The 20,353-nt window shown below is 36.6% G+C and carries 20 protein-coding genes; 2 read left to right on the top strand and 18 right to left on the bottom strand.

Annotation, left to right across the window (positions count from 1 at the left end):
• From MLOOGBEN_RS27245 to desA, 9 genes are all read right to left on the bottom strand, one after another.
• On the bottom strand, positions 1-364 hold a 364-nt coding region (locus MLOOGBEN_RS27245; protein ID WP_179161390.1), incomplete at its 3' end, for a PAS domain S-box protein.
• Positions 364-531, bottom strand: coding sequence for an aspartyl-phosphate phosphatase Spo0E family protein (locus tag MLOOGBEN_RS27240; RefSeq protein ID WP_256989292.1), 168 nt, complete (start codon positions 529-531; stop codon positions 364-366). The genes MLOOGBEN_RS27240 and MLOOGBEN_RS27245, both read right to left, overlap by 1 nt.
• Before the next feature lie 241 nt (positions 532-772).
• A complete protein-coding gene (locus MLOOGBEN_RS27235; RefSeq protein WP_179161389.1) occupies positions 773-1,615 on the bottom strand; it encodes a CheR family methyltransferase in 843 nt (280 codons plus the stop codon).
• A gap of 23 nt (positions 1,616-1,638) precedes the next feature.
• Positions 1,639-4,884: a response regulator gene (locus tag MLOOGBEN_RS27230; protein ID WP_179161388.1), complete on the bottom strand. Its 3,246-nt coding sequence runs from the start codon at positions 4,882-4,884 to the stop codon at positions 1,639-1,641.
• Positions 4,885-4,913: 29 nt separating this feature from the next.
• Positions 4,914-7,436 carry an EAL domain-containing protein gene (locus MLOOGBEN_RS27225; protein ID WP_179161387.1) on the bottom strand — a complete coding sequence of 841 codons (2,523 nt, stop codon included), beginning with the start codon at positions 7,434-7,436 and terminating at the stop codon, positions 4,914-4,916.
• A gap of 198 nt (positions 7,437-7,634) precedes the next feature.
• On the bottom strand, positions 7,635-8,399 hold the full coding sequence (locus MLOOGBEN_RS27220; protein ID WP_179161386.1) for a MerR family transcriptional regulator: 765 nt from the start codon (positions 8,397-8,399) through the stop codon (positions 7,635-7,637).
• 354 nt (positions 8,400-8,753) lie between these two features.
• The gene (locus MLOOGBEN_RS27215) at positions 8,754-9,353 is read right to left on the bottom strand and encodes a response regulator transcription factor (RefSeq protein ID WP_179161385.1); all 600 of its coding nucleotides are present in this window, start codon (positions 9,351-9,353) and stop codon (positions 8,754-8,756) included.
• Positions 9,354-9,356: 3 nt separating this feature from the next.
• Positions 9,357-10,490, bottom strand: a complete 1,134-nt coding sequence (locus tag MLOOGBEN_RS27210) for a sensor histidine kinase (protein ID WP_179161384.1) — start codon at positions 10,488-10,490, stop codon at positions 9,357-9,359.
• 143 nt (positions 10,491-10,633) lie between these two features.
• The gene (gene desA, locus MLOOGBEN_RS27205; protein WP_179161383.1) at positions 10,634-11,665 is read right to left on the bottom strand and encodes a Delta(5) desaturase DesA; all 1,032 of its coding nucleotides are present in this window, start codon (positions 11,663-11,665) and stop codon (positions 10,634-10,636) included.
• Positions 11,666-11,937: 272 nt separating this feature from the next.
• On the opposite strand from desA, the gene MLOOGBEN_RS27200 reads away from it, so the two are divergent.
• Together MLOOGBEN_RS27200 and MLOOGBEN_RS27195 are read left to right on the top strand one after the other, a co-directional pair.
• Positions 11,938-12,303: a DoxX family protein gene (locus MLOOGBEN_RS27200; RefSeq protein ID WP_179161382.1), complete on the top strand. Its 366-nt coding sequence runs from the start codon at positions 11,938-11,940 to the stop codon at positions 12,301-12,303.
• Positions 12,304-12,387: 84 nt separating this feature from the next.
• On the top strand, positions 12,388-13,467 hold the full coding sequence (locus tag MLOOGBEN_RS27195; RefSeq protein ID WP_256989291.1) for a GIY-YIG nuclease family protein: 1,080 nt from the start codon (positions 12,388-12,390) through the stop codon (positions 13,465-13,467).
• 34 nt (positions 13,468-13,501) lie between these two features.
• On the opposite strand, the gene MLOOGBEN_RS27190 is transcribed toward MLOOGBEN_RS27195, so the two are convergent.
• The 9 genes from MLOOGBEN_RS27190 to MLOOGBEN_RS27150 all read right to left on the bottom strand — a co-directional run bounded on the left by MLOOGBEN_RS27190 (position 13,502) and on the right by MLOOGBEN_RS27150 (position 20,295).
• Positions 13,502-14,107, bottom strand: coding sequence for a methyltransferase (locus MLOOGBEN_RS27190; protein ID WP_179161380.1), 606 nt, complete (start codon positions 14,105-14,107; stop codon positions 13,502-13,504).
• 22 nt (positions 14,108-14,129) lie between these two features.
• A complete protein-coding gene (locus MLOOGBEN_RS27185; protein WP_179161379.1) occupies positions 14,130-14,687 on the bottom strand; it encodes a hypothetical protein in 558 nt (185 codons plus the stop codon).
• A gap of 3 nt (positions 14,688-14,690) precedes the next feature.
• Positions 14,691-15,323, bottom strand: a complete 633-nt coding sequence (locus tag MLOOGBEN_RS27180) for an SCO family protein (protein ID WP_179161378.1) — start codon at positions 15,321-15,323, stop codon at positions 14,691-14,693.
• 116 nt (positions 15,324-15,439) lie between these two features.
• On the bottom strand, positions 15,440-17,122 hold the full coding sequence (locus tag MLOOGBEN_RS27175; protein WP_179161393.1) for a cbb3-type cytochrome c oxidase subunit I: 1,683 nt from the start codon (positions 17,120-17,122) through the stop codon (positions 15,440-15,442).
• A 19-nt stretch (positions 17,123-17,141) separates the two neighbouring features.
• Positions 17,142-17,609: a cytochrome c oxidase subunit II gene (locus MLOOGBEN_RS27170; RefSeq protein WP_179161377.1), complete on the bottom strand. Its 468-nt coding sequence runs from the start codon at positions 17,607-17,609 to the stop codon at positions 17,142-17,144.
• Between the two features lie 14 nt (positions 17,610-17,623).
• Positions 17,624-17,770: a hypothetical protein gene (locus MLOOGBEN_RS27165; RefSeq protein ID WP_179161376.1), complete on the bottom strand. Its 147-nt coding sequence runs from the start codon at positions 17,768-17,770 to the stop codon at positions 17,624-17,626.
• 183 nt (positions 17,771-17,953) lie between these two features.
• Positions 17,954-18,892, bottom strand: coding sequence for a heme o synthase (cyoE, locus tag MLOOGBEN_RS27160; protein ID WP_179161392.1), 939 nt, complete (start codon positions 18,890-18,892; stop codon positions 17,954-17,956).
• Positions 18,893-18,982: 90 nt separating this feature from the next.
• Positions 18,983-19,735: a TPM domain-containing protein gene (locus tag MLOOGBEN_RS27155; protein WP_179161375.1), complete on the bottom strand. Its 753-nt coding sequence runs from the start codon at positions 19,733-19,735 to the stop codon at positions 18,983-18,985.
• Entirely contained in the window at positions 19,732-20,295 is a 564-nt protein-coding gene (locus MLOOGBEN_RS27150) for a LemA family protein (protein WP_483296406.1), read from the bottom strand. Before MLOOGBEN_RS27150 ends, MLOOGBEN_RS27155 begins: the two co-directional genes overlap by 4 nt.
• Positions 20,296-20,353 lie beyond the last annotated feature (58 nt).

The raw sequence follows: 20,353 nt of genomic DNA, 5'->3' as shown, positions 1-20,353 counted from the left end.
TAGCGAAGGAAAATGAGTAGTTTTGTACATTCTTAAACAAGCGAAAGTGTACATATTTGTGTTGACATTTATATCCATCCTTATGAATTGAAATACAAGAATAATTTTGAACTTTTCCCGCTACTGCCTTTTCAAAATGTTTCATCACTTTATTCAAATTTCCCTTTTTTATTAGTCTATGAAATGGACCATGAATCTCACTTGATGTATAACCCAGTACACCTTCAATATTATTATTACAGCTCAAAATATTTCCATTCAGATCCATAGCATAAATTGTATCTGGATGATGATCAATTATCGATAAGAAGTTTGGACTCTCTGATTCAACAGAAAGACTCTTTACCATGTTCAACACTGCCACTATTCATTCCCCATTCCTTTGAGAAGAAAATAATCTATCCTTGTTTTTTCCCTATGAATTAACTGTATTTGGTATATTAATAAATCTAGTTCTTGGCTGCATTTCAAAACCTTGCTATCGTTTAAACCATTTTTCTCAACTAGTATTAGAAGTTCATTTCTTTTCATTTTTATTTGCTTCCCCATGCATACTTTCAAAGATGATTTGTGGTCCATAGTCCCCCTCCGTTTTTCACTTTCCGAATGTTTTATCTTACATTCAGTATGTAGGAAGATAACAATTTAAAATATCACCAATCCTTCCCTATTTCATATATCAATGAAATCAGGAATACATTCCTATATAGAAATGGGGATATTAAACCAAAAAAAATAGGCCAAGATGGCCTTTAATAGAAACACAATAATACTATTTAATTTTTTTATATAACTTCTGAGTTTTACTTATGGCTTCATAGGATCCTGACTTCTTAGTAAAGGTGATTGTTTCTTTATCACCTAGACCTAAAATACCGAACATTCCCAAACTTTCATAAAAAAGATTATGCACCTTTTCTTGTAATTCTTTATTGAAGTAAATTAGTACATTTCTGCAAAGGATGACATGGAATTCATTAAATGAATGGTCTGTAACTAAATTATGCTGAGCAAAGACAACATTTTGGGTAAGATAAGAATGAAACTTTACTCCATTTTTGGTAACTTGGTAATAATCTGAAAATGCATTCATACCACCAGCATTTATATAATTACTTGTATATTTTTTCATATTTTCGATTGGAAAAATCCCTGTCTTTGCCGTTTTTAGTACATCTGGGTTAATATCTGTTGCATAAATTTTGGTCTTTTCATATAGTCCCTCCTCATGAAGAAGCATTGCCATCGAATAAACTTCTTCACCAGTGGAGCAGCCCGCATGCCAGATTCGTATAGAAGGATAGGTACGTAATAGCGGTACCACCTTTTCTCTAAAACTCAAAAAAAACGCTGGGTCTCGAAACATTTCGGTAACATTAATCGAGAAATCTGCAATTAATCTTTGTAAGCAGGAATCATCATGTAAAACTTTATCTAATAGCCCTGTAATACTATCTAACTTTTCAGCGTGGACACGATGCAAGACTCTCCTTCTAATTGAATTATAGGCATAATTTCTAAAATCATATCCGCACCAAGAATATAATCCTTGTAATAATAATTCCATTTCTATCTTTTCAAGATTTTCATTAGAGCCTTCTTGATAGTTATTCATTTTGCCCCTCAATCTCTATACATTCATTTTTCATTTTTTTGATAAAGCCAAACTCGAATCAAAGAAATCAATTGATCTGGATCAAATGGTTTCACAATATAATCTGAAGCTCCCGCCTCTAGACATTTTTCTCGGTCTTCCTTCATTGCTTTTGCAGTTAATGCAATGATTGGTAAGTTATTAAAGTGGGAAAATGCTCTTATCCTCTTAATGGCCTCATATCCATCCATCTCTGGCATCATGATATCCATTAATATCAAGTCGAAATTTGATTCTTTTTCTAAAACCTCGAGACTTTCTCTGCCATTTTCAGCAAATGAAATGTCCATATTATATTGTTCTAAGAAGCTCATTAGGGCATAAACATTACGAACATCGTCGTCCACCAAAAGAATCCTTTTTCCTTCAAGTTCAGTATTACTAGAATATATATTTGGTTCCAATTCTTCATTTATAAGTCCCTGTTCATTTCTTGAATTTATCAATAAATCAAGTTCATCTTTTAACCGTTGTGGTGAATAAGTATCCTTAATAATGATTGTATGAACATACCTTTTAAGGAAGTTTTCTTCCTTTTTGGTTAAGTTACGTCCAGTGTAAATGAAAACATGCAAATTTTCATATTTTTCATTCATTTTTATTTTTTCGAGTAATTCAAATCCAGGGGTTTCACCTAGACCTAAATCTAGAATCATACAATCAAAATGATTAACTTTTAATACATCAAATGCTTCTGATGCTGAAGAAACAGCTTTAATAATGACATCTTTTTCACCAATTAGTTCCATTAGGCTAGTACGATGTCTTAAATCGTCATCGACAATTAACAATCTCATTATGTTACGTATTGGCTCAATGACTTGTTTCTGTTCTAGTACCTGAGAATGATGCGGGATAATTTCTTCTTCATCCTCAACAGTTTCTCTTGAAACTGCTGCCTCTTCAAAAGGGGTATTACGTTTTTGTAAATCACGATTTTCTTCAATACCAAAATCTCTTACAAAAAAGGTAAATTTACTACCCTTATTCTCTTCACTCGTAACTGTAATATCACCATTTATTAAATCCGCAATTTCTCTAGAGATGGACAAGCCCAAGCCAGTCCCGCCATATTTTCGACTAGTCGTCCCATCTGCTTGTTGAAACGCTTTGAAAATTAACTCCTGCTTCTCTTTTGGTATTCCAATACCTGTATCAATGACAGAAAAAGCAATGTCCGATTCAAACTCCCTTCGAATTTCCAGTCTTACATCACCTTGATGAGTGAACTTAAAAGCATTCGATAATAGATTTTTCAAGACCTGCTGCAATCTTTGTTCATCATTGTAGATGTATGGTGGAAGGTCCTTTTCCAAGGAAATTGTAAAACGCAGATTCTTTTCATTGGCAATTGCCCGGAACCTGCTTTCAGCAAAATCAACTAAATCAGTTAGGAACACCTTACTTGAATTGACTTCCATCTTTCCCGATTCAATCTTTGCGAGGTCTAAAATATCATTAATTAACGTTAATAAGTCACTGCCAGAGGAATAAATCGTATCTGCATATTTTATTTGTTTTTCTGATAGATTTCCTGTTTGATTGTCGGCAAGTAATTTAGATAAAATTAATAAACTATTTAAAGGGGTACGAAGCTCGTGTGACATGTTTGCTAAAAACTCTGATTTATATTTTGAGTTTAATGCTAGCTGTTTTGCTTTTTCTTCAAGCTTTTCACGGGCATTTTCCACTTCCCGATTGGTCAGTTCAAACTTTTTATTTTGTTCCTCTAAAATCTTTGCTTTTTCAAGTAATTCTGCATTGGTCTCTTCCAATTCCTCTTGCTGAGTCTGAAGTATTTCCTCAGAGTTACGAAGGGCCTGGGTTTGTTCCTCCAGCTCCTCGTTTGTTACCCTAAGTTCCTCCTGCTGCGATTGCAATTCTTCTGACTGTGCTTGAATCTCTTCCATTAGCACCTGGGTTTCTTCCAGTACTTGAGCTAATTGAATTCTTCCAAACACACTATCTAAGATGATCCCGAGGCTGTCGATTATTTCAGCTAATAAAGCGTGGTGGTTTGAACTAAATGATTTGAAAGAAGCGAATTCTAAAACTGCTTTTACATCCCCTTCAAAGATGGCAGGTATTAGATATATATTTCTCGGTTCTGCTTCTCCCAATCCTGAACTTACTTTAATGTAATCCGATGGAACATCAGATAAGACGATAGTTCTTTTTTCTTGTATAGCCTGTCCAATAAGTCCCTCCCCAGGAGAAATTGTTTTAGGATGATTTTCACCCTCGATTGATGCATAAGAAGCAAGTAATTTAAAGACAGGTTCACCGATTTGATTCCCACTATCCTTCACATACATGACTGCATGAGACGAATCAAGTAATGGAACAACCTTTGAAAGAAATGTTCGTGACAAGGATTCTAAATTATGTGTACCGCTTATACTCGTAATAATTTCCGCACTATTGGATTTAACCCAGAGTATATTCTGTTCCTTAGCCATTTGCTTCTCCAATGTTTCGGTCATTCTATTGAAAGATTGGGCTATATCGTCAATCTCGTCAGTACCTTTCACTTCAATCTTCTTACTCAAATCTGAACCTTCCGCAATGTTTGTCATAAGCCCCGATACTTTACTTAACCTTAAGGCAAAGGTCCAAACGGTATGAAAAACAAAGGCTGTTACCAAAATTACACTTATTAAAGAAATGAGACTGGATGCCCAGATTTGTTGTTTAAAATCTTTTGTGACCTCACTAAAAGTGGAAACCATGTTCGTTTCAAATTGGTAGCCCATATCAGTAACAATGTTTAGAAACTCGTTATGAATAGTTGCACTACTATTTTTTATGAGAGTAACGGCTTCTTCCTTTTTTCCCTGTGAAAGTAAAAGGGTTACATTTGATGTGTAATCGTTAAACTTTTCATTCGTTGCTTTTAACTTACCGACCAGTATCTTTTGCTTATCAGAATTTACTTTTGTTTCCATAGCCACAATATTTCCGTTAATAGAATGCTGTATCTCCTGTAAAGCAGCCAATTCCTTTTGGATTTGTTCATTATCCGAAAATATAACAATATTTCTTAGGCTTATTGCTTCGTTCTTTACATCTGTATGCAGTCGTTCAGCCAATAGGGATAATTGGTAATTTTTTTGGGTTGTTTCATTCAATTTCGCTAAACTATTAATCTCAACCAAGCCTGTAATAATAAGCAGAATTATGATAAGAGGTTTGGCGCTGAGTCCTAGTAATAATTTTGTTTTGATTTTCATGAGGTACTCCCTACTTTGATTTTTCCTTACTAGGCATGGAGATGATCCCCTTCTTCAATACAAGCTTGATAGACCTTTGCCATTGCCTGTAATCGATCACTGACAGCAAGTTTTTGGAAAATCCGTGTAATATGATTTTTAACTGTATGTTCACTAATAAATAATTCATCTGAAATCTCTTTATTACTTAATCCATTCACCAAAAACTTAAATACATCCATTTCCCTTGATGAGATGGAATAAATATTTTTGGTCCGCTCAAGTGCAGCGACAAGGATTTGTTGGCTTGGTCCGCCTTCTGGATTATTCGCTACAACCATTGTAGTCTTCTCAGCAATTTTTGGCCTCACCACTTTATTTTCTAAGTAGGTAATTCCTTTTCGGAGGGATGTTTCCTTTTGATGATGTGTTAAAAACCCTTCAAAGTCCTTTGATAAGACGGGAGGACTAAATAAATATCCTTGTGCTTCTTGACATTGATGGAGTTTAAGAAATTTAAGTTGTTCCTCTGTTTCCACCCCTTCTGCTACCACATTCATATTTAATCCATGGGCTAACGATATAATGGCAGAAATAAGTGATTTACTTTTAGGAGACTCGGAAATTTCTTTAATAAATGTTCGATCTATTTTTAATGTATCTAATGGAAGGCGGTTTAGATAACTTAGAGACGAGTAACCCGTTCCAAAGTCATCAATACTAATTTTCATTCCCATTTTTCTTAATTGATTTAGTGTTTTAGTAATTAATTCGCTATTACCTAGAAGCATAGACTCCGTAATCTCAACCTCTATTAACTCGGGACTTACTCCTGTCTCTACGAGAATACGCTGGGTATTTTCAATTAAATCCTTTTGTAGAAATTGTTGTGCTGAAAAATTCACAGAAATGGGAATAGGAGTATAACCTGAAGCCTCCCATGCTTTACTTTGCTCACAAACATTCCTTAGAACCCAGCTACCAATCTCAACAATTTGTCCGGATTCTTCAGCTAAAGGAATAAATTCAGCAGGTGAAATGATTCCCCAGCTTGGATGATTCCATCGTAATAGTGCCTCCGCACTTTTTACTGTCCCAGATTCAATTTCAACTTTAGGCTGATAAACGAGGGCTAATTCTTCTCGTTTGATTGCCTTTCTTAAGTCATTTTGCATAATAAACGTTCGATAAGATTGGATATTCATTCCGGTGTGGAATACCTTATACTGGTTTTTCCCTTGTTCTTTGGCACGGTATAAAGCAGCATCCGCATTCCGCAACAAAACTTGAGAATCTTCCCCGTCATATGGGAAAGTACTTATTCCAATACAAGTGGTAAGAAATAATTCATAGTTATCAATATAAAATGGGGATTTAAAGACCTTGAATATTTCCTCTGCAATTTCTAATGCGCTTTCTCGATCTGTCCCAGGCAGAAGAATGGTAAATTCGTCTCCACCCACCCTTGCTACAAGGTCTTGTTTACGTACACTTTCTGATAGTCTTTTTGCGATTTCCTGCAGTAAACGGTCTCCCATCATATGACCAAGAGAATCATTTATATATTTAAAACGGTCCATATCAACATACATGATGACAAGCGGTTGATAGGATTGCCTCGCTTCATTAAGTTTTAATGTAAGCTGTTCATTAAATAGTCGTCGATTAGGCAGGTTCGTTAAACTGTCATGGTATGCCATGTGGGTGATTTTTTCTTGGTCTTGCTTCTTTTTTGTAATATCTCTTATCGTAAAAGCTATCAGACTACGATTTTGAACATATCTTTTTCCAATTTGAATTTCAACAGGAAAGGAGGATCCATCTTTTCGTGAAGCAGTAACTTCGTACAAATTCTCGTAGCCCAATAGATGATTTACGTTTTTAATCGTATTCAAAATATTATCGATAGAAATTTTAGATTTTTCCTCGGAAAACAAAACCGTTAATGGATGGTTCACTATTTCGGTTTCCAAATAGTTAAACATTTTTTCTACAGCAGGGTTCACTTTTAGGACAATCCCATTTTCGTCAATAACCACCATGGTATCTATAGATGTTTCACTAATTACAGTTGAAATTGCTTCTGAAACACGCAGTTCTGCCGCCGTTTTTGAAAGCTCTAAGTTAGCCTGTTCTATTTCTTTTGTTTTCTCTCTTAAACTATCTGCCTGATGGGCTAATTGTTTATTTAATTTATATAAGTCGACAAAACCTTCTACTTTTGCTTTTAGAATCGTAGGATCAAAGGGCTTTAGAATATAATCAATCGCCCCAACAGAATAACCTGTGAAAATATGCTCTGAATCCATATAATTGGCCGTGATAAAAAGAATCGGGATATTTTTTGTTTTTTCACGTGCTTTTATGATTTTTGCCGTCCCAAAACCGTCAATTCCAGGCATTTGAACATCTAATAAAATCGCAGCAAAATCATGTTTTAATAGACATTTCAGTGCTTCTTCTCCGGAAAAGGCTTTAATTAAATTGTAATCCTCTTGCTCGATGATTGCTTCTAAAGCTAGTAAGTTCTCAGGTCGGTCATCAACTAATAGGATATTAATTTTATTGTCCAAAATTCTTGTCCCCCTTCAACTAGAAACTTACATTCTAGAAGTCCAATCCCTCTGCGTTAACTATTTTTATTAATTATGACAAATTTCTGTCATAATTGATATACAATCGACAAAATTCGCATGGGAATTTTTTGGATAATAATCGAACCTTTAGACATAAAAAAATCACCCAACAAATAGTTGAGTGAAATCATTGCTTTATTTATTTTGACCTGTGTAGATATGAATCGCATCCCTTAGGAATACTGCTGTACCAGGTTGTTCTTTGTCATAATAAGCTGTAAATCTTTCATCATCCACATACATTTGAGCTAGACCCGCATGGGCTTCCTTGCTGTATTCTTTCCAATAATAGGTTAGCCATTGCTTGTGGAGATCTGCTGCTTTTTGTGCTAACTCACCTTCTGGGTCTCCTGATTTAAATGCTTCAGCTAATGTGGTATGCAGTTGTTCTGCTAAAGCTGTTACCTCTTGATATTGCTCCTCTGTCATGTTCATTACTTTTGCATTTGAAGCCTCAACACTTTCCTTGCCATATTTTTCACGGATTTCCTTGCCATATTTTTTCTCGTTATCTTCAACCATCTTTTTCTTAAAGCCTTCAAATTTTTCTTTATTTGACATGGTTATTCTCCCTTCCGTAAGTGCTATTGTTTTATCGACATTGGCGATTAATAAATCTAGTCGTTCTTTTTTTTCGAGGTGTTTTTCACGATGCTCCCGCAGTGCTTTTGCCCTATCAAAGGAGGGCGCCGTTACAATATCCTTGATACTGTCCAACCCGACTCCCAGCTCTCTATAGAATAAGATTTGCTGAAGAGTGTTTACTTCCTCCTGACCATAGATCCGATATCCTGATGAATTGATTCTTGCCGGCTTAAGAATTCCAATTTCATCATAATACCTGAGTGTACGAGTGCTGACACCTGCGAGACTAGCTAATTTTTGTATTGTATATTCCATGTGATCATCTCCTCATAAATAACCATACACCTTTACGTAACGTTAAGGTCAATACCCTAGTTTGCCTATTTTTTAAAAAACTAAAGCCAGCCATTTGTGTGGAGGACAATGGCTGGCCGAAATGTTTTATTTGATTTCTGCTAATGCTGTTTCCTGATATATAACTGAATGTTGACTGTGTATGATAAACGGAGAAATTCCGCTTATATCGGCTTCTGAATCTTCTCTATTTAAATTAGCCGGAAATTCTCCGTCTATGAATTCTCATACCTACACGAAATCGATATGTGCAAATTGACGTTTTGCGATAAGAAACGGAACCCGTTAGGATTCTCCTGTTTCAATTTAACAAGCCTATTTGAACCAGCCTTTTTCTTTGGATTGTTTGATGGCTTCGATTCGGTTTTTGACGTCTAGTTTGTCTAGTATGGTGGAGATATAATTGCGCACGGTTCCGGTTTTGATGCTGAGTTGTTCTGCGATTTCTTGTGTGTTTTTGCCATCTGCAACGAGTTCTAAAACTTCTTTTTCACGATCTGTAAGCGGGTTTTCTTCGGAGTATACGTCATCCATAAGCTCTGGAGCGTAAATCCGTTTTCCATCCATTACCCGTCGGATGGAGCTTGCCAGCTCCTCACTTGGGCTGTCCTTTAACAGATAGCCTCTCACTCCTGCTTTTAGGGCACGTTGAAAATAACCAGTCCGGGCAAATGTGGTTAGGATAATTACTTTGCAGTTTAAACCTTTTAGCTCTTCTGCCGCTTCTAATCCTGTTTTACCTGGCATTTCAATGTCCATAATACAAATATCAGGCTGATGCTTCCTAACTAAAGACACTGCTTCTTCCCCATTTGATGCCTTGCCAACCACTTCCATATCCTCTTCCAAATTTAGAAGCGAACCGAAGGCGCCCAACAGCATTTGCTGGTCTTCCGCTATTACAATTCTAATCATTTATTACGCCTCCTCCTTATTTAACGGCTTTACGTCATTGGGCACTCTAATGACTAAAGTTGTGCCTTCTTTTGTTAGAAGCTCTAAGCTGCCATTAATAAACTCAAGGCGTTCTTTCATTCCTAAAAGACCGCTTCCCCTCAGTTCTTTATCACCTTCGCTTTTAAACACTCCATTATCATGGATGCTCATCACCATTTCCTTCCATGATTGCTCGATTGAAATGGAGCAGGAGCTGGCACCACTATGTTTGACAACATTGTTTACCGCCTCTTTCAAGCACATGCTAAGAATGTTTTCGGTCAATAAAGGAACATTTTTAATAGAAATATCCTGGTTTCCCTCGAAGTCTATCTCAGCGGCCTTCAATATTTGTTTCACCCGGACAATCTCATCTTTTAATCGGATTCCTCTCATTGAAGACACCATTTTTCTGACTTCACTTAACGCTGTCCTTGCCGTTTGCTGCACGTCTTTTAATTCATTACGTGCTTGCTCTGGGTCTTTTGTGATTAATCTTCTAGCTAAATCGCTTTTTAATCCAATAAGTGAAAGCTTCTGACCTAATGTGTCATGCAGGTCACGGGCAATCCGTTGACGTTCCTCTAACTTAACTAGCTCTGAAATCCGCTTATTGGCATCCTCAAGCTTTTCTTCCAACTGCCCCATTTCTTTCTTGTTATGAATATTAAATGGAAGCAATATGACGCTTATCCAAATGATGATGACAAAAGGCAATTGCTTAAGAAACAGTTCATCCTGCTGGACGATACTAAAGTTAATAGACGCGGATGTACTAATCAAATGAATAAAATATAAGGTTAGAAAGGTAATTCGCTCCTTGATATTTCCAATAAAATAGGAGAGAAAAAAAGCAAAATACACATAGCTGAAGAGGCTGGTTGATGTAATCGAAATACCTATTAAGATGAAGGTCCAGAGATAAACCGGCCACCCTTTCGAAATGAATGCAATTCGATAGAAGATAAAAAAGAGAATGGTTAGGATAAGACCAACGATGATTTTAATAGGTGAGGATGTTTGGAAAATAAAATAAAAGGGCAGTATGCAAAGAATGGTCCAAATATATGGTGATATGCCGCTATTTTTCTGGAATGTCATATACCTTTTTATCATAATAGAACCTCATTTTCAGCTTAAATAGTTTATCACTTTATATTACCACAATTACCCACTATCTTCATTTACTACTATTTATTCGACCCATACCATATTTTAGAACAGAAATAACGACAAGCCCCCTAACAGGGCTTGTCGTTTCATACTTTCTCCGGTCTAAGAAACTTCTTCTGTTCTTTTACTAGAACCTTAATTTCCTTAAAGCCAACAAACTTCTTGTTTTGTTCATCGAAGAGACGGAATTTGAGCGAACTTAGACTTGTTGCTAATGTAATGGTTGGAACATTTTGCAAGGGCAGTGTGTTATTATGCGCTTCCTCCAGCTTATAATTAGGTACTCTCGGGCTTAAGTGGTGTACATGATGGTAGCCAATATTTCCCGTTAACCATTGTAAAACCTTCGGAAGTTTATAGAAGGAACTGCCTTCAACCGCTGCTTTCACATATTCCCAATGCTTATCTTCCTCAAAGTATGAATCTTCAAACGTATGCTGCACATAAAAAAGCCAGATCCCAAGTGAACCTGATATTAAAAAGATAGGACCTTGTACCAATAGGAATTGCTCCCATCCAAGTGTTAAACAAAGCACAACTGTTAAAGATACAATCCCTGCATTGGTTATATAGGTGTTCATACGTTCATTGAACCGTGCACCTTTTCTATTAAAGCGGTTTTTAAGCAGGAATACATAAATCGGACCTAATCCAAACATAACAAGTGGATTCCGATACAAACGATATTTTAATCTTTCCCATGTTGATGCAGCTAAGTATTCATCCACAGTCAGTACCCAGATATCTCCCGTTCCCCGCTTATCTAAATTACTGCTCGTTGCGTGGTGCACAGAATGGTCATGCTGCCATTGGTGATAGGGAAAAACGGTCAATATTCCGGTAATCGTCCCAAGAATTGTATTTGCTTTCCGATTTTTAAAAAAGGAGTGATGACAGCAGTCATGAAAAATGATGAAAGTCCTTACTAAGAATCCTGCTGCAAGGACAGAAATCCCCAAAGTTAATATGTACGAAATGGTAAGGCTTTGATAAGCAAGTAACCATAGTAAAATGAACGGTGCCAGGGTATTTGTCATCTGCCAAATGCTTGCTCGTAGATTTGACTTTTCATAAGGTGCTACTTGCTTTCGTAAATTCTTTTGGTTTTGTTCCATCATAACTTTATCCCTTCTTTCATTTGTTATCAAAATTATAGCCCTAGTAAAACTCCCTTTTGTAGATATAGCTGTCATATGCGAAACATGATAAATGTCATATTCCCCCTATTACGCAAGAGAGGAGAAGCTCAAGTCTCGAGCCTCTCCTCCCCTTTTGGGCAGTTATATTTTCTGCTTTAGTCGTCATTATTAACCCTAATTTTTAAAAATTTTACTATTTCATTCATGGTTTGTCCTATCCTTTGAATACATTTAACAAAGGGGGAATGGGCATGAATCATTCGTTGACGACAGCTAGTTTAATCCGATATGCTGTTGCTTTTGTCTTTATTACGTCAGGTGTGATGAAATTATTCAGCACTGAACTTCTGGAAGTGTTTATCGGTTTAGGACTGCCTTTCCCAGATATTCTGTTGTATGTAACAGCCTTTCTAGAGATTATTTGCGGCTTACTAATTTTACTTAACCGCAGTGTAAAAAATGCAGTTATCCCCTTAATTGGGATTATGATTGCGGCCATTCTGCTAACAAAACTCCCACTCCTAAACAGCGGAATACTGCCTTTTGCATTTAAGGCGAGATTGGATATTGTCATGTTACTACTATTGTATATTCTTTATTCAAAATCACCTTTATAAATGCTTTTTACCAGATTGTTATACTCAATCTGGTTATTTTTTTATGTTAAAATGAAGAAAAATGGGAAAGGGGGAGAGTATGATTTGATAAAGGAAAAAGTGAAAAATCTTCCCTCAACCCCTGGAGTGTATTTAATGAAGGATGCCCGCGGCTCAATTATTTATGTCGGCAAGGCAAAAAATCTAAAAAGACGTGTTCAATCCTATTTCCAGCAATCGAAAGCACATCCGCAAAAAATTATTAAGCTTGTCAGCAATATTCGAGATTTTGATATTCTGTTAACAGATACAGAATTTGAAGCGTTTATGCTGGAGTGTAAATTAATTCGCGATATCAAACCGCTATTTAATAAAATGATGAAAAGTCCACAGTCCTACTCTTACATTGCGATTAATAAGGATAGACAATACCCGGACATAGTGATCACAAACCATCGAGATGAACAGGATGGCAAACTTTATTTTGGTCCCTTTCCTAGCAAAGCTAGAGTCGAAACGGCGATCATCGGCATCAAGGAAGCCTTTAAAATTCTTTGCAGTAATCCTAAGCGACAGGATTCGCTATGCTTCAATCATTCTATTGGGTTATGCATTGGTATGTGCGGCGGAGGTCCAGCTTTACAGAAGTACCATGCCATAATGGAAGATATTATTGCTTTATTAAATACTGAGAATAGTCTAATCCTTGATGCTATGAAGAAGAAAATGGCTGAAGTCTCCGCCGATTTTGACTTTGAGGCTGCCGCTAGATATAGAGATAGGATCGATGCCATTCAATTTCTTCTTCGAAAAGAAAAGGTCATCGAGTTTACGGAAGAAAATAAAAATATTGTGGTCCTGGAAAATCTAAGCGAGAATACCTTCAAGCTTTTTCTAATAAAACGCAGCGAAATTCTTTTTAGTAAAATAGTTAACTATGATAGTGCCGAGGTAAATCAACTCAGCAGCCTCATCACAACAACCTTTAACCATACTGCTTTCCCTTCCGGCAGCCATATAAAGAGAGATGAGATTGATGAAGCCCAAATTATTTATAACTATTTAAAAAGCAGCCATTGCCGCTATAAGACGATTCCTGATAAATGGATTACAAACCACAAAGATCTGAGCATTGAAAATGCAGTAACGAAATTAATTTATAAAAAACAAACCATCAAAAAATAGCCCTCCATTGTCTTAATTAGACTGCGAGGGCTATTTAATAGGCTAAACGATAAATTAAAAATCGCTCATTGGCATTATTCTCATATATACCAGGAAGTTGAATTTCTTTTATTAATTCAAATGAGGTATGGTTTTCTAAATAGTAGATATAATCCTCAGAAGGATAATATAAAATCACGTCTACTTCCCGTTTGAATTTCTCAACCGAAACCAAAATATTATTAATGATTTTCCAAAAAATCGGGATCGTAAATGGGTTAAAAAAATAAAAAGTGTTATCCAGAGGATTAATTTCATATTTTTCTGCCAAGCAGCATTGAAATTGTATCTCACCTTTATTTTTAGCTTTTATCAAATAATTTTCTTTGTTCTCTATCGCTTCTTCGTATAGCTTTTCGTTCATCTCAACCCCTGTAACGGAAGAATGAAATAGGTAATGAATAAAGAAGTTAAGTCTTCCCTTTCCACAGCCAAAATCAACAATATGATCACTGCTATTTAATTCATATTCAGCAAATAAATTTTCAAGTGCAGTGTAGGGAGTTGGTTCATATCTGTGATAATGGAAGGACTTGTTATATCCCCTTTGATTTCCTTCTGTCTCGATATTCAGCAATTCATCATAATTCGTTTCTTTCATTCATTCACTCCTGCCTGCCCTCTCATTCATATGCGGAAGGGTCGATAAAAAAGTTATAGGCTAAATAGACTACCATAGCTATTGCAGTTAGTAAAAATGCCCATCCAAGCGTTACTTGCTCGATCACCAAATAGTTATTACATAATTGTACAGGGGACCAAACATATAACCATCCCAGTCCAATAAACATAAGAGTGAAACTAATGATCACAACATTTTTTCCTGCAGAACTGAGTTTTCTCCAACTATCTCTTAAAGGAATTCCCGCTAAAAATGGCAAACTAATAAATTTAAAAACTTCTACCGTCTGTGTAGTCAATGCTTCATCCATTGACCGCGGTAACATCCAGTATACCATGATGATGACAAATAACGTAATTCCCGGTACCCCATTGCTGTTCCATTTTTCAAAAAAGTGCGGAAATCGCTTTTTGAAGAAAGATGCCATTAACATTCCTGCAATAACCAGCATTGGCATTTGCATATGCATATGAATAGCCATTACGGATTCCATGAAATCTGCAACAGGAGGAATAACTAAGAAAATGAATAATAGTAAGCCATAAAATGACTGATTCATCAATTATTCCTCCCCTTTGTTTTCTAAGATGCTAGCAACCTTTTGAGCAGCTTCGTCGATTTTTTTATAATCCATTACATCAATCAGACTTCCCTTTTTATCCACTAAATAAAAAGCAGAGTTATGAGCAAAATTTCCGTATTCATCTGGGATCACAATGACACCAAATGCTTTTAATAACGAATCTAACTCAGCCTGATTTGGAACTCTTGCCATCCGCCAGGTTTCACCATCACTTTTAAAATGGTCTTTGTATTTGTTTAAAACTTCCGGGGTGTCTCTTTCCGGATCGAAGCTTATGCTCAAAAAGACTATTTCTTCCCCTTTAACGCCACCCGGCAGTTTATCGTAAACTTGCTTCATGTTGTATTCTAATTCAGGGCAAACCGTGGTACATGATGTATAGAGAAATGTAATAAATACATATTTATCTTCAAATTCAGATATTGAATATTTTCGTCCCATGCTGTCTTCAAGGGTAACATCAGGGAATTTAGGTTTATCATCTTTTAGCTGCTGCACTCTGGCTTTTTCTGCAGTAAATGCCGTGAATCCATCGGTTCCTATAAAAAACAACCCGATTCCAAATAACATAACGAGAAAAAATGAAATTTTCGTATATCTATTATTGATCATAGTGATCACTTCCAAATTTGTTTTTTTAAGAAGAAAGAGACAGCCCAAGCACTTTGAGCTATCTCTTTTAATGGGAACTGCCTAGCTCCAGCGCCTAGGCGCTGGAGCTTTTCTTATTACCAAGTTTTAATTGGTGGTGATCCTGGAGGTGCATTTACAATCATATCCGTCAATGGTATTACATATGCCATTGCGACAACAATAAGCATTAATACGATCCATACACCCCAACGCTCTGTCCAATAAGGAGTTTTTGTTGCGTTTTCTTCTTCCTCTGCGATTGGGAATTCTGTTTCACCTTTTGGTGCAAAGAACATCATATTGAATACGGCGTACACTTGAAGAATTACACCGATAATTAACAACGTACCGCCAACTGCTAATAACATCAAGTATGGGTCCCAGCCTAATGCTGTTGCATGATCCCCATAAGTGGAGTAAGAAGTTCTTCTTGGTGAACCAAGTAATCCAACGTAGTGCATAGAACCGGACATAAAGATCATACCAATTGTCCAAATCCAAGTTTGGATAACACCTAATCGATTGATTTGCGGTGTTAATACGCGGTTTGAAATAAAAGGAACTAACCAATAACTGATTCCAAAGAATGTCATAACAACTGACATACCTAATGTTAAGTGAAAATGTCCAACAATCCACATTGTATTATGAACAACTTGATCTAATTGGTTTGTGCTTTGTGCAATACCGCCAGCTCCAGCTGGAATGAAGGCAACCATTGCAATAAATGGTGCTAGGAAGCGAACATCGCCCCATGGCATTTTCTTCCACCAACCAACTAAACCTTTGCCGCCTTTTCTTCTAGCCGTACGCTCAAATACTGCAAATAGTGCAAATGCTGTCATGAGAGATGGGAATCCAATTGCCAAACTCATAAATACGTGCATAAATTTAACGATTTCATTGATAGCAGGGTCTATGATTTGGTGATGGAATCCACCAGTGATGTTCATAATGACTAGAGCGATAATAACCACACGTGTTAGTAAATCACTCCAGCGCTTTCCGCCGATAACTTTTGGTACCACTACGTACCATGCAGAAACAGCTGTTAAATACCAGATATTAACCAATGTGTGTCCAAATGCCCAGAACAGTGTACGAGCGACCATTACGTTGATCGTGTCAACCCAGCCAAACACCCAAGGAATAATCATAAATAATACTTCAACTGCTACGAACATTAGAGCGAAAAATAATAGGATGAAGACACCAGTTGCAAAGTAAGATAGGATTGGAACGTGTTGTCCTTTATTATTTTTTCTCCAATTCGCTACTTGGATAAATGCTCCAATACAGCACAACCAAACACCCACTACGATTAATGCTAAACCGATATAAAATACAGGATGTGCAGCCATCGGAGGATAGAAGGTGTACATAACCGATGCTTCATTCATTAAGATTGGAATAACGGCTAATACAAATCCTACAAGCTTAACAAAGAATCCAACCCAAGCGAGCCTTCTTACTTTCGGAAGAAGCCCCCCTAAATTATGTGAAAGTGTTGCATAAAAGTATCCAATGGTAAAGAATGCTGTTAACACTAGGATTAGCAGTAAACCATGTGCAGTCAATACTTGGTAATAATTAAACCAAGTTGGTAACTCTAACAATCCTGCTCTGTTTAAACCTTGTAATAATCCTAAAAAACCACCAACTAATAATGCAATAAATGCTACTGCGATATATGATTTCGATAATTTTGCATCCTCTGGGTGATATCCCAGCATTTTATTTGCTTTATCTTTAAAACCTACTTTTAAATCTGCTTCCATTTTCATCTACTGTCCCCCCTTATTTAACCGTAATCGTTGTACTCATTACTTGGTGACCTGCACCACAATATTCATTACAGATAACTAAATAACTTCCTGGCTTATCAAATGTTTGTGTGATTTTTTGAATATGCCCTGGCATAACCATTGCATTTAAATTTGTTCCAGCAACTTCAAATCCGTGAACAACATCCTTTGAGGTCAGAATAAACGTAACTTTTGCCCCTGCTGGTATTTCAATGTTATTTGGAGTGAATCCAAACGCTTGTAGTGTCATAACGACTTCATATTCATTGTCACCAACTTTTTTAACTCCCGGGTTATCGAATGGTGCAGTTTGATCCACCTTCTGTGGATCAATTGTTTCCATATTACTTGGCGGTCCCATTTCTAGTGCAAAAGCTTGGTAACCTGTGATAAACATGAATCCCATAATGATACCAAAACTTATTGTAAGCCATATTTTTTCATCAAGATGCATTTTCATCTCTCTAATCCCCCTTATATTCTGGCCATATAAAGACCGTATAGAACTATATACGTTGCAACAATCACGGCTCCAACCACTGTTACGGAAATCCAGGTTCCTTTTAGCGGTGCTTCGTGCTCTTCTTTTTTACCTTTATGAGTAACCTTTGTAGCTGCCATCGAAAAATCAACCCCCTTAATTTGTTCTTACCTTTATAATAATTGCGACTGATTCTCAATGAAGTGAACTGAATCACATTGTGTCATATTGATGTTTTAAAAGTGACAAATTTATGAACGACAAAAAAGGCTATCCCCACTAAGTCAGCAGGAACAGCCTTTTTTGATATAGTTAACAATTATTTAGAAAAGAGGTAATGTAACAATTATCATTGTCAGGAACAATATCATTACATAATTTACAGAATACAAAAAAATCACATGCGCCCATTTTAGGTCATTTTTCGTATAAAATCCGCTAATACTTACGGCTAACCAACCCACGTTAAGCAAAGTTGCAATAACAATAAATAGTGTACCGAGAGACGTTAGGTAAAAAGGTAAAGGTAGTAAACATGCGACATATACGACAATTTGTCGTTTTGTCATTTTAAACCCATGTACAACGGGAAGCATGGCAACACCCGCCGCTTTATATTCTTTACATTTCTTCATCGCGATCGCAAAGGTATGTGGCATTTGAAATATAAATAAGATTAAAAACAATATAATTGGAACAATATGATTGCTAGATTCAATGGCTGCCCAACCGATTAACGGGGTAACAGCTCCTGACACACTCCCAATAACCGTATTAAGGGTAAACCTTCGCTTAGACCACATCGTATACAAAATTACATACGTGAACCAGCCCACAAATGCATAAATGGCCGCTTCCATTGTAGTAAAGAGTAACAGGATTAAACCCAGTATAGTCAAAAGAATTCCCATTGTTAAAACAACATTTAATGGGATATTTCCCGTTACCGTGGGTCGATTTTTCGTTCTTTCCATTACAGTATCAATATCAACATCATACCAATTATTAAGTACGAGAGCTCCTGCCATTACCATTGTACTGCCAACAATCGTTAGTAAAAACACTTCCCAGTAATCACTAAACGAATGATTAGTAAAATGTAAAGCTAACCAGAATCCTGTAAAAACAGGCAGGACATTTGCGATCAAAACCCCTGCTTTAAAAAGTGACTTTAGGTCAGAGATTAAGCTAGAGGGATTTCGTTCATCTATTAATCGTTCTTTCCCAACCTTCTGAAAAGAAGATATTTCATTTTTACTCATTTTACTAAACCTCCAGAATAATTCCTTCCCTACTATTAAATCATACATCAAATCCTTTTGCATGATTTGAATCACTTTTTGCTTTAACACTTACCATCCTCGTCCTGCACCTCCGCCCCCTGAAGAACCGCCGCCGCCCCCTCTGGAGCCACCTCCTCCGCCGCCTCTTCCAAGTGAGATGATAAAAAACAGTAGATAGGTGAGTGACCCTCCAAAAAACTTAAAATCAAGAAACACTACAACGACGATAATAATGATGAGCAGCCAAGAGGGGATTCCTCCCCCTTCATCAGCAGTAGTCTGTTGAGTTTGCTTTTGGGGTGCCTGCAATCCACCTTCTTGACCATATTCGGCTAAAACTTCATTTGCCAGTGTCTTATAAGTTTCTAGGATCGCTTTGTTTGCCTGATTATTTCGAAGGTAAGGAATGGCATGTTCATCAAGAATCCGTCCCGCTTTTCCATCTGGGATTCTTCCCTCCAGACCATAGCCTACTTCGATTCTAATTAAACGGTCAGTAACGGCTATAACAAGCAATACTCCATTGTTTTCTGATTCATTTCCAATTCCATAATGTCTGAAGGCCTCATTCGCATATTCCTCAATCGTATTTTCGCTAATCGTATCAACCGTTAAGACAGAAATTTGCGCTGTAGTTTGATCTTCTATGGTTTTCCCTAAACTTCTTAGTTCCGCTATTTCATCTTCGGATAATATTTTAGCAAAGTCTTGCACATAAATATCGCCAATCGGAGCCGGCATTTTCATTTTTTGAGCAAGTGCTTCACCTTGAAATAGGAAAAAAAAGAAAAAAAGAAGGCTGAAGACCGCTTTCGATTTCATTCGCCATTTCCTCCAAAGTTAACCTCTGGAGCTTCAGCCGCTTTAGGGTCAGCTGTGAAATATTCCTTTTCTTCAAAACCAGTCATTCCTGCAATAAGTGAACCAGGAAATCGTTTTATTTTTTTGTTATAAAGTGCAACCTGATCATTGTAATCCTTCCGTGCTACTGAAATTCTATTTTCAGTTCCTGACAGCTCATCCATTAATTGCGTAAACTGTTGATCTGCTTTTAAATTAGGATAGTTTTCTACTACTACTAGCAACCGGCTTAATGCACCTGTTAATTCAGCATTCGCTGTTGCTTCTTCTTCCACTGTATTCGCTCCTGCTAATCTTGCACGTGCATCTGATATCGAAGCAATCACTTCTTTTTCATGTGACGCATAACCTTTTACTGTATTCACAAGATTAGGTATTAAATCCAGCCTTCTTTGTAGCTGATTTTCAATTTGAGCATATGATTGGTCAACATTTTCTTCTAATTCAACAAAGTTGTTATAGCTCGGTATTAACATAGCAGCAAGCAGCACCATTACAGCAACAATTATTCCTATAATCATATATCCTTTTTTCAATTTGAACACACTCCTTTCGTATAGTATGCATCAATACCTATTC

Source organism: Bacillus sp. EB106-08-02-XG196 (assembly GCF_013396335.1).
Taxonomy (GTDB): domain Bacteria; phylum Bacillota; class Bacilli; order Bacillales; family Cytobacillaceae; genus Neobacillus.
The sequence above is the reverse complement of the archived record's forward strand: the minus strand, read 5'-3'. Positions and strand labels throughout refer to the sequence as shown.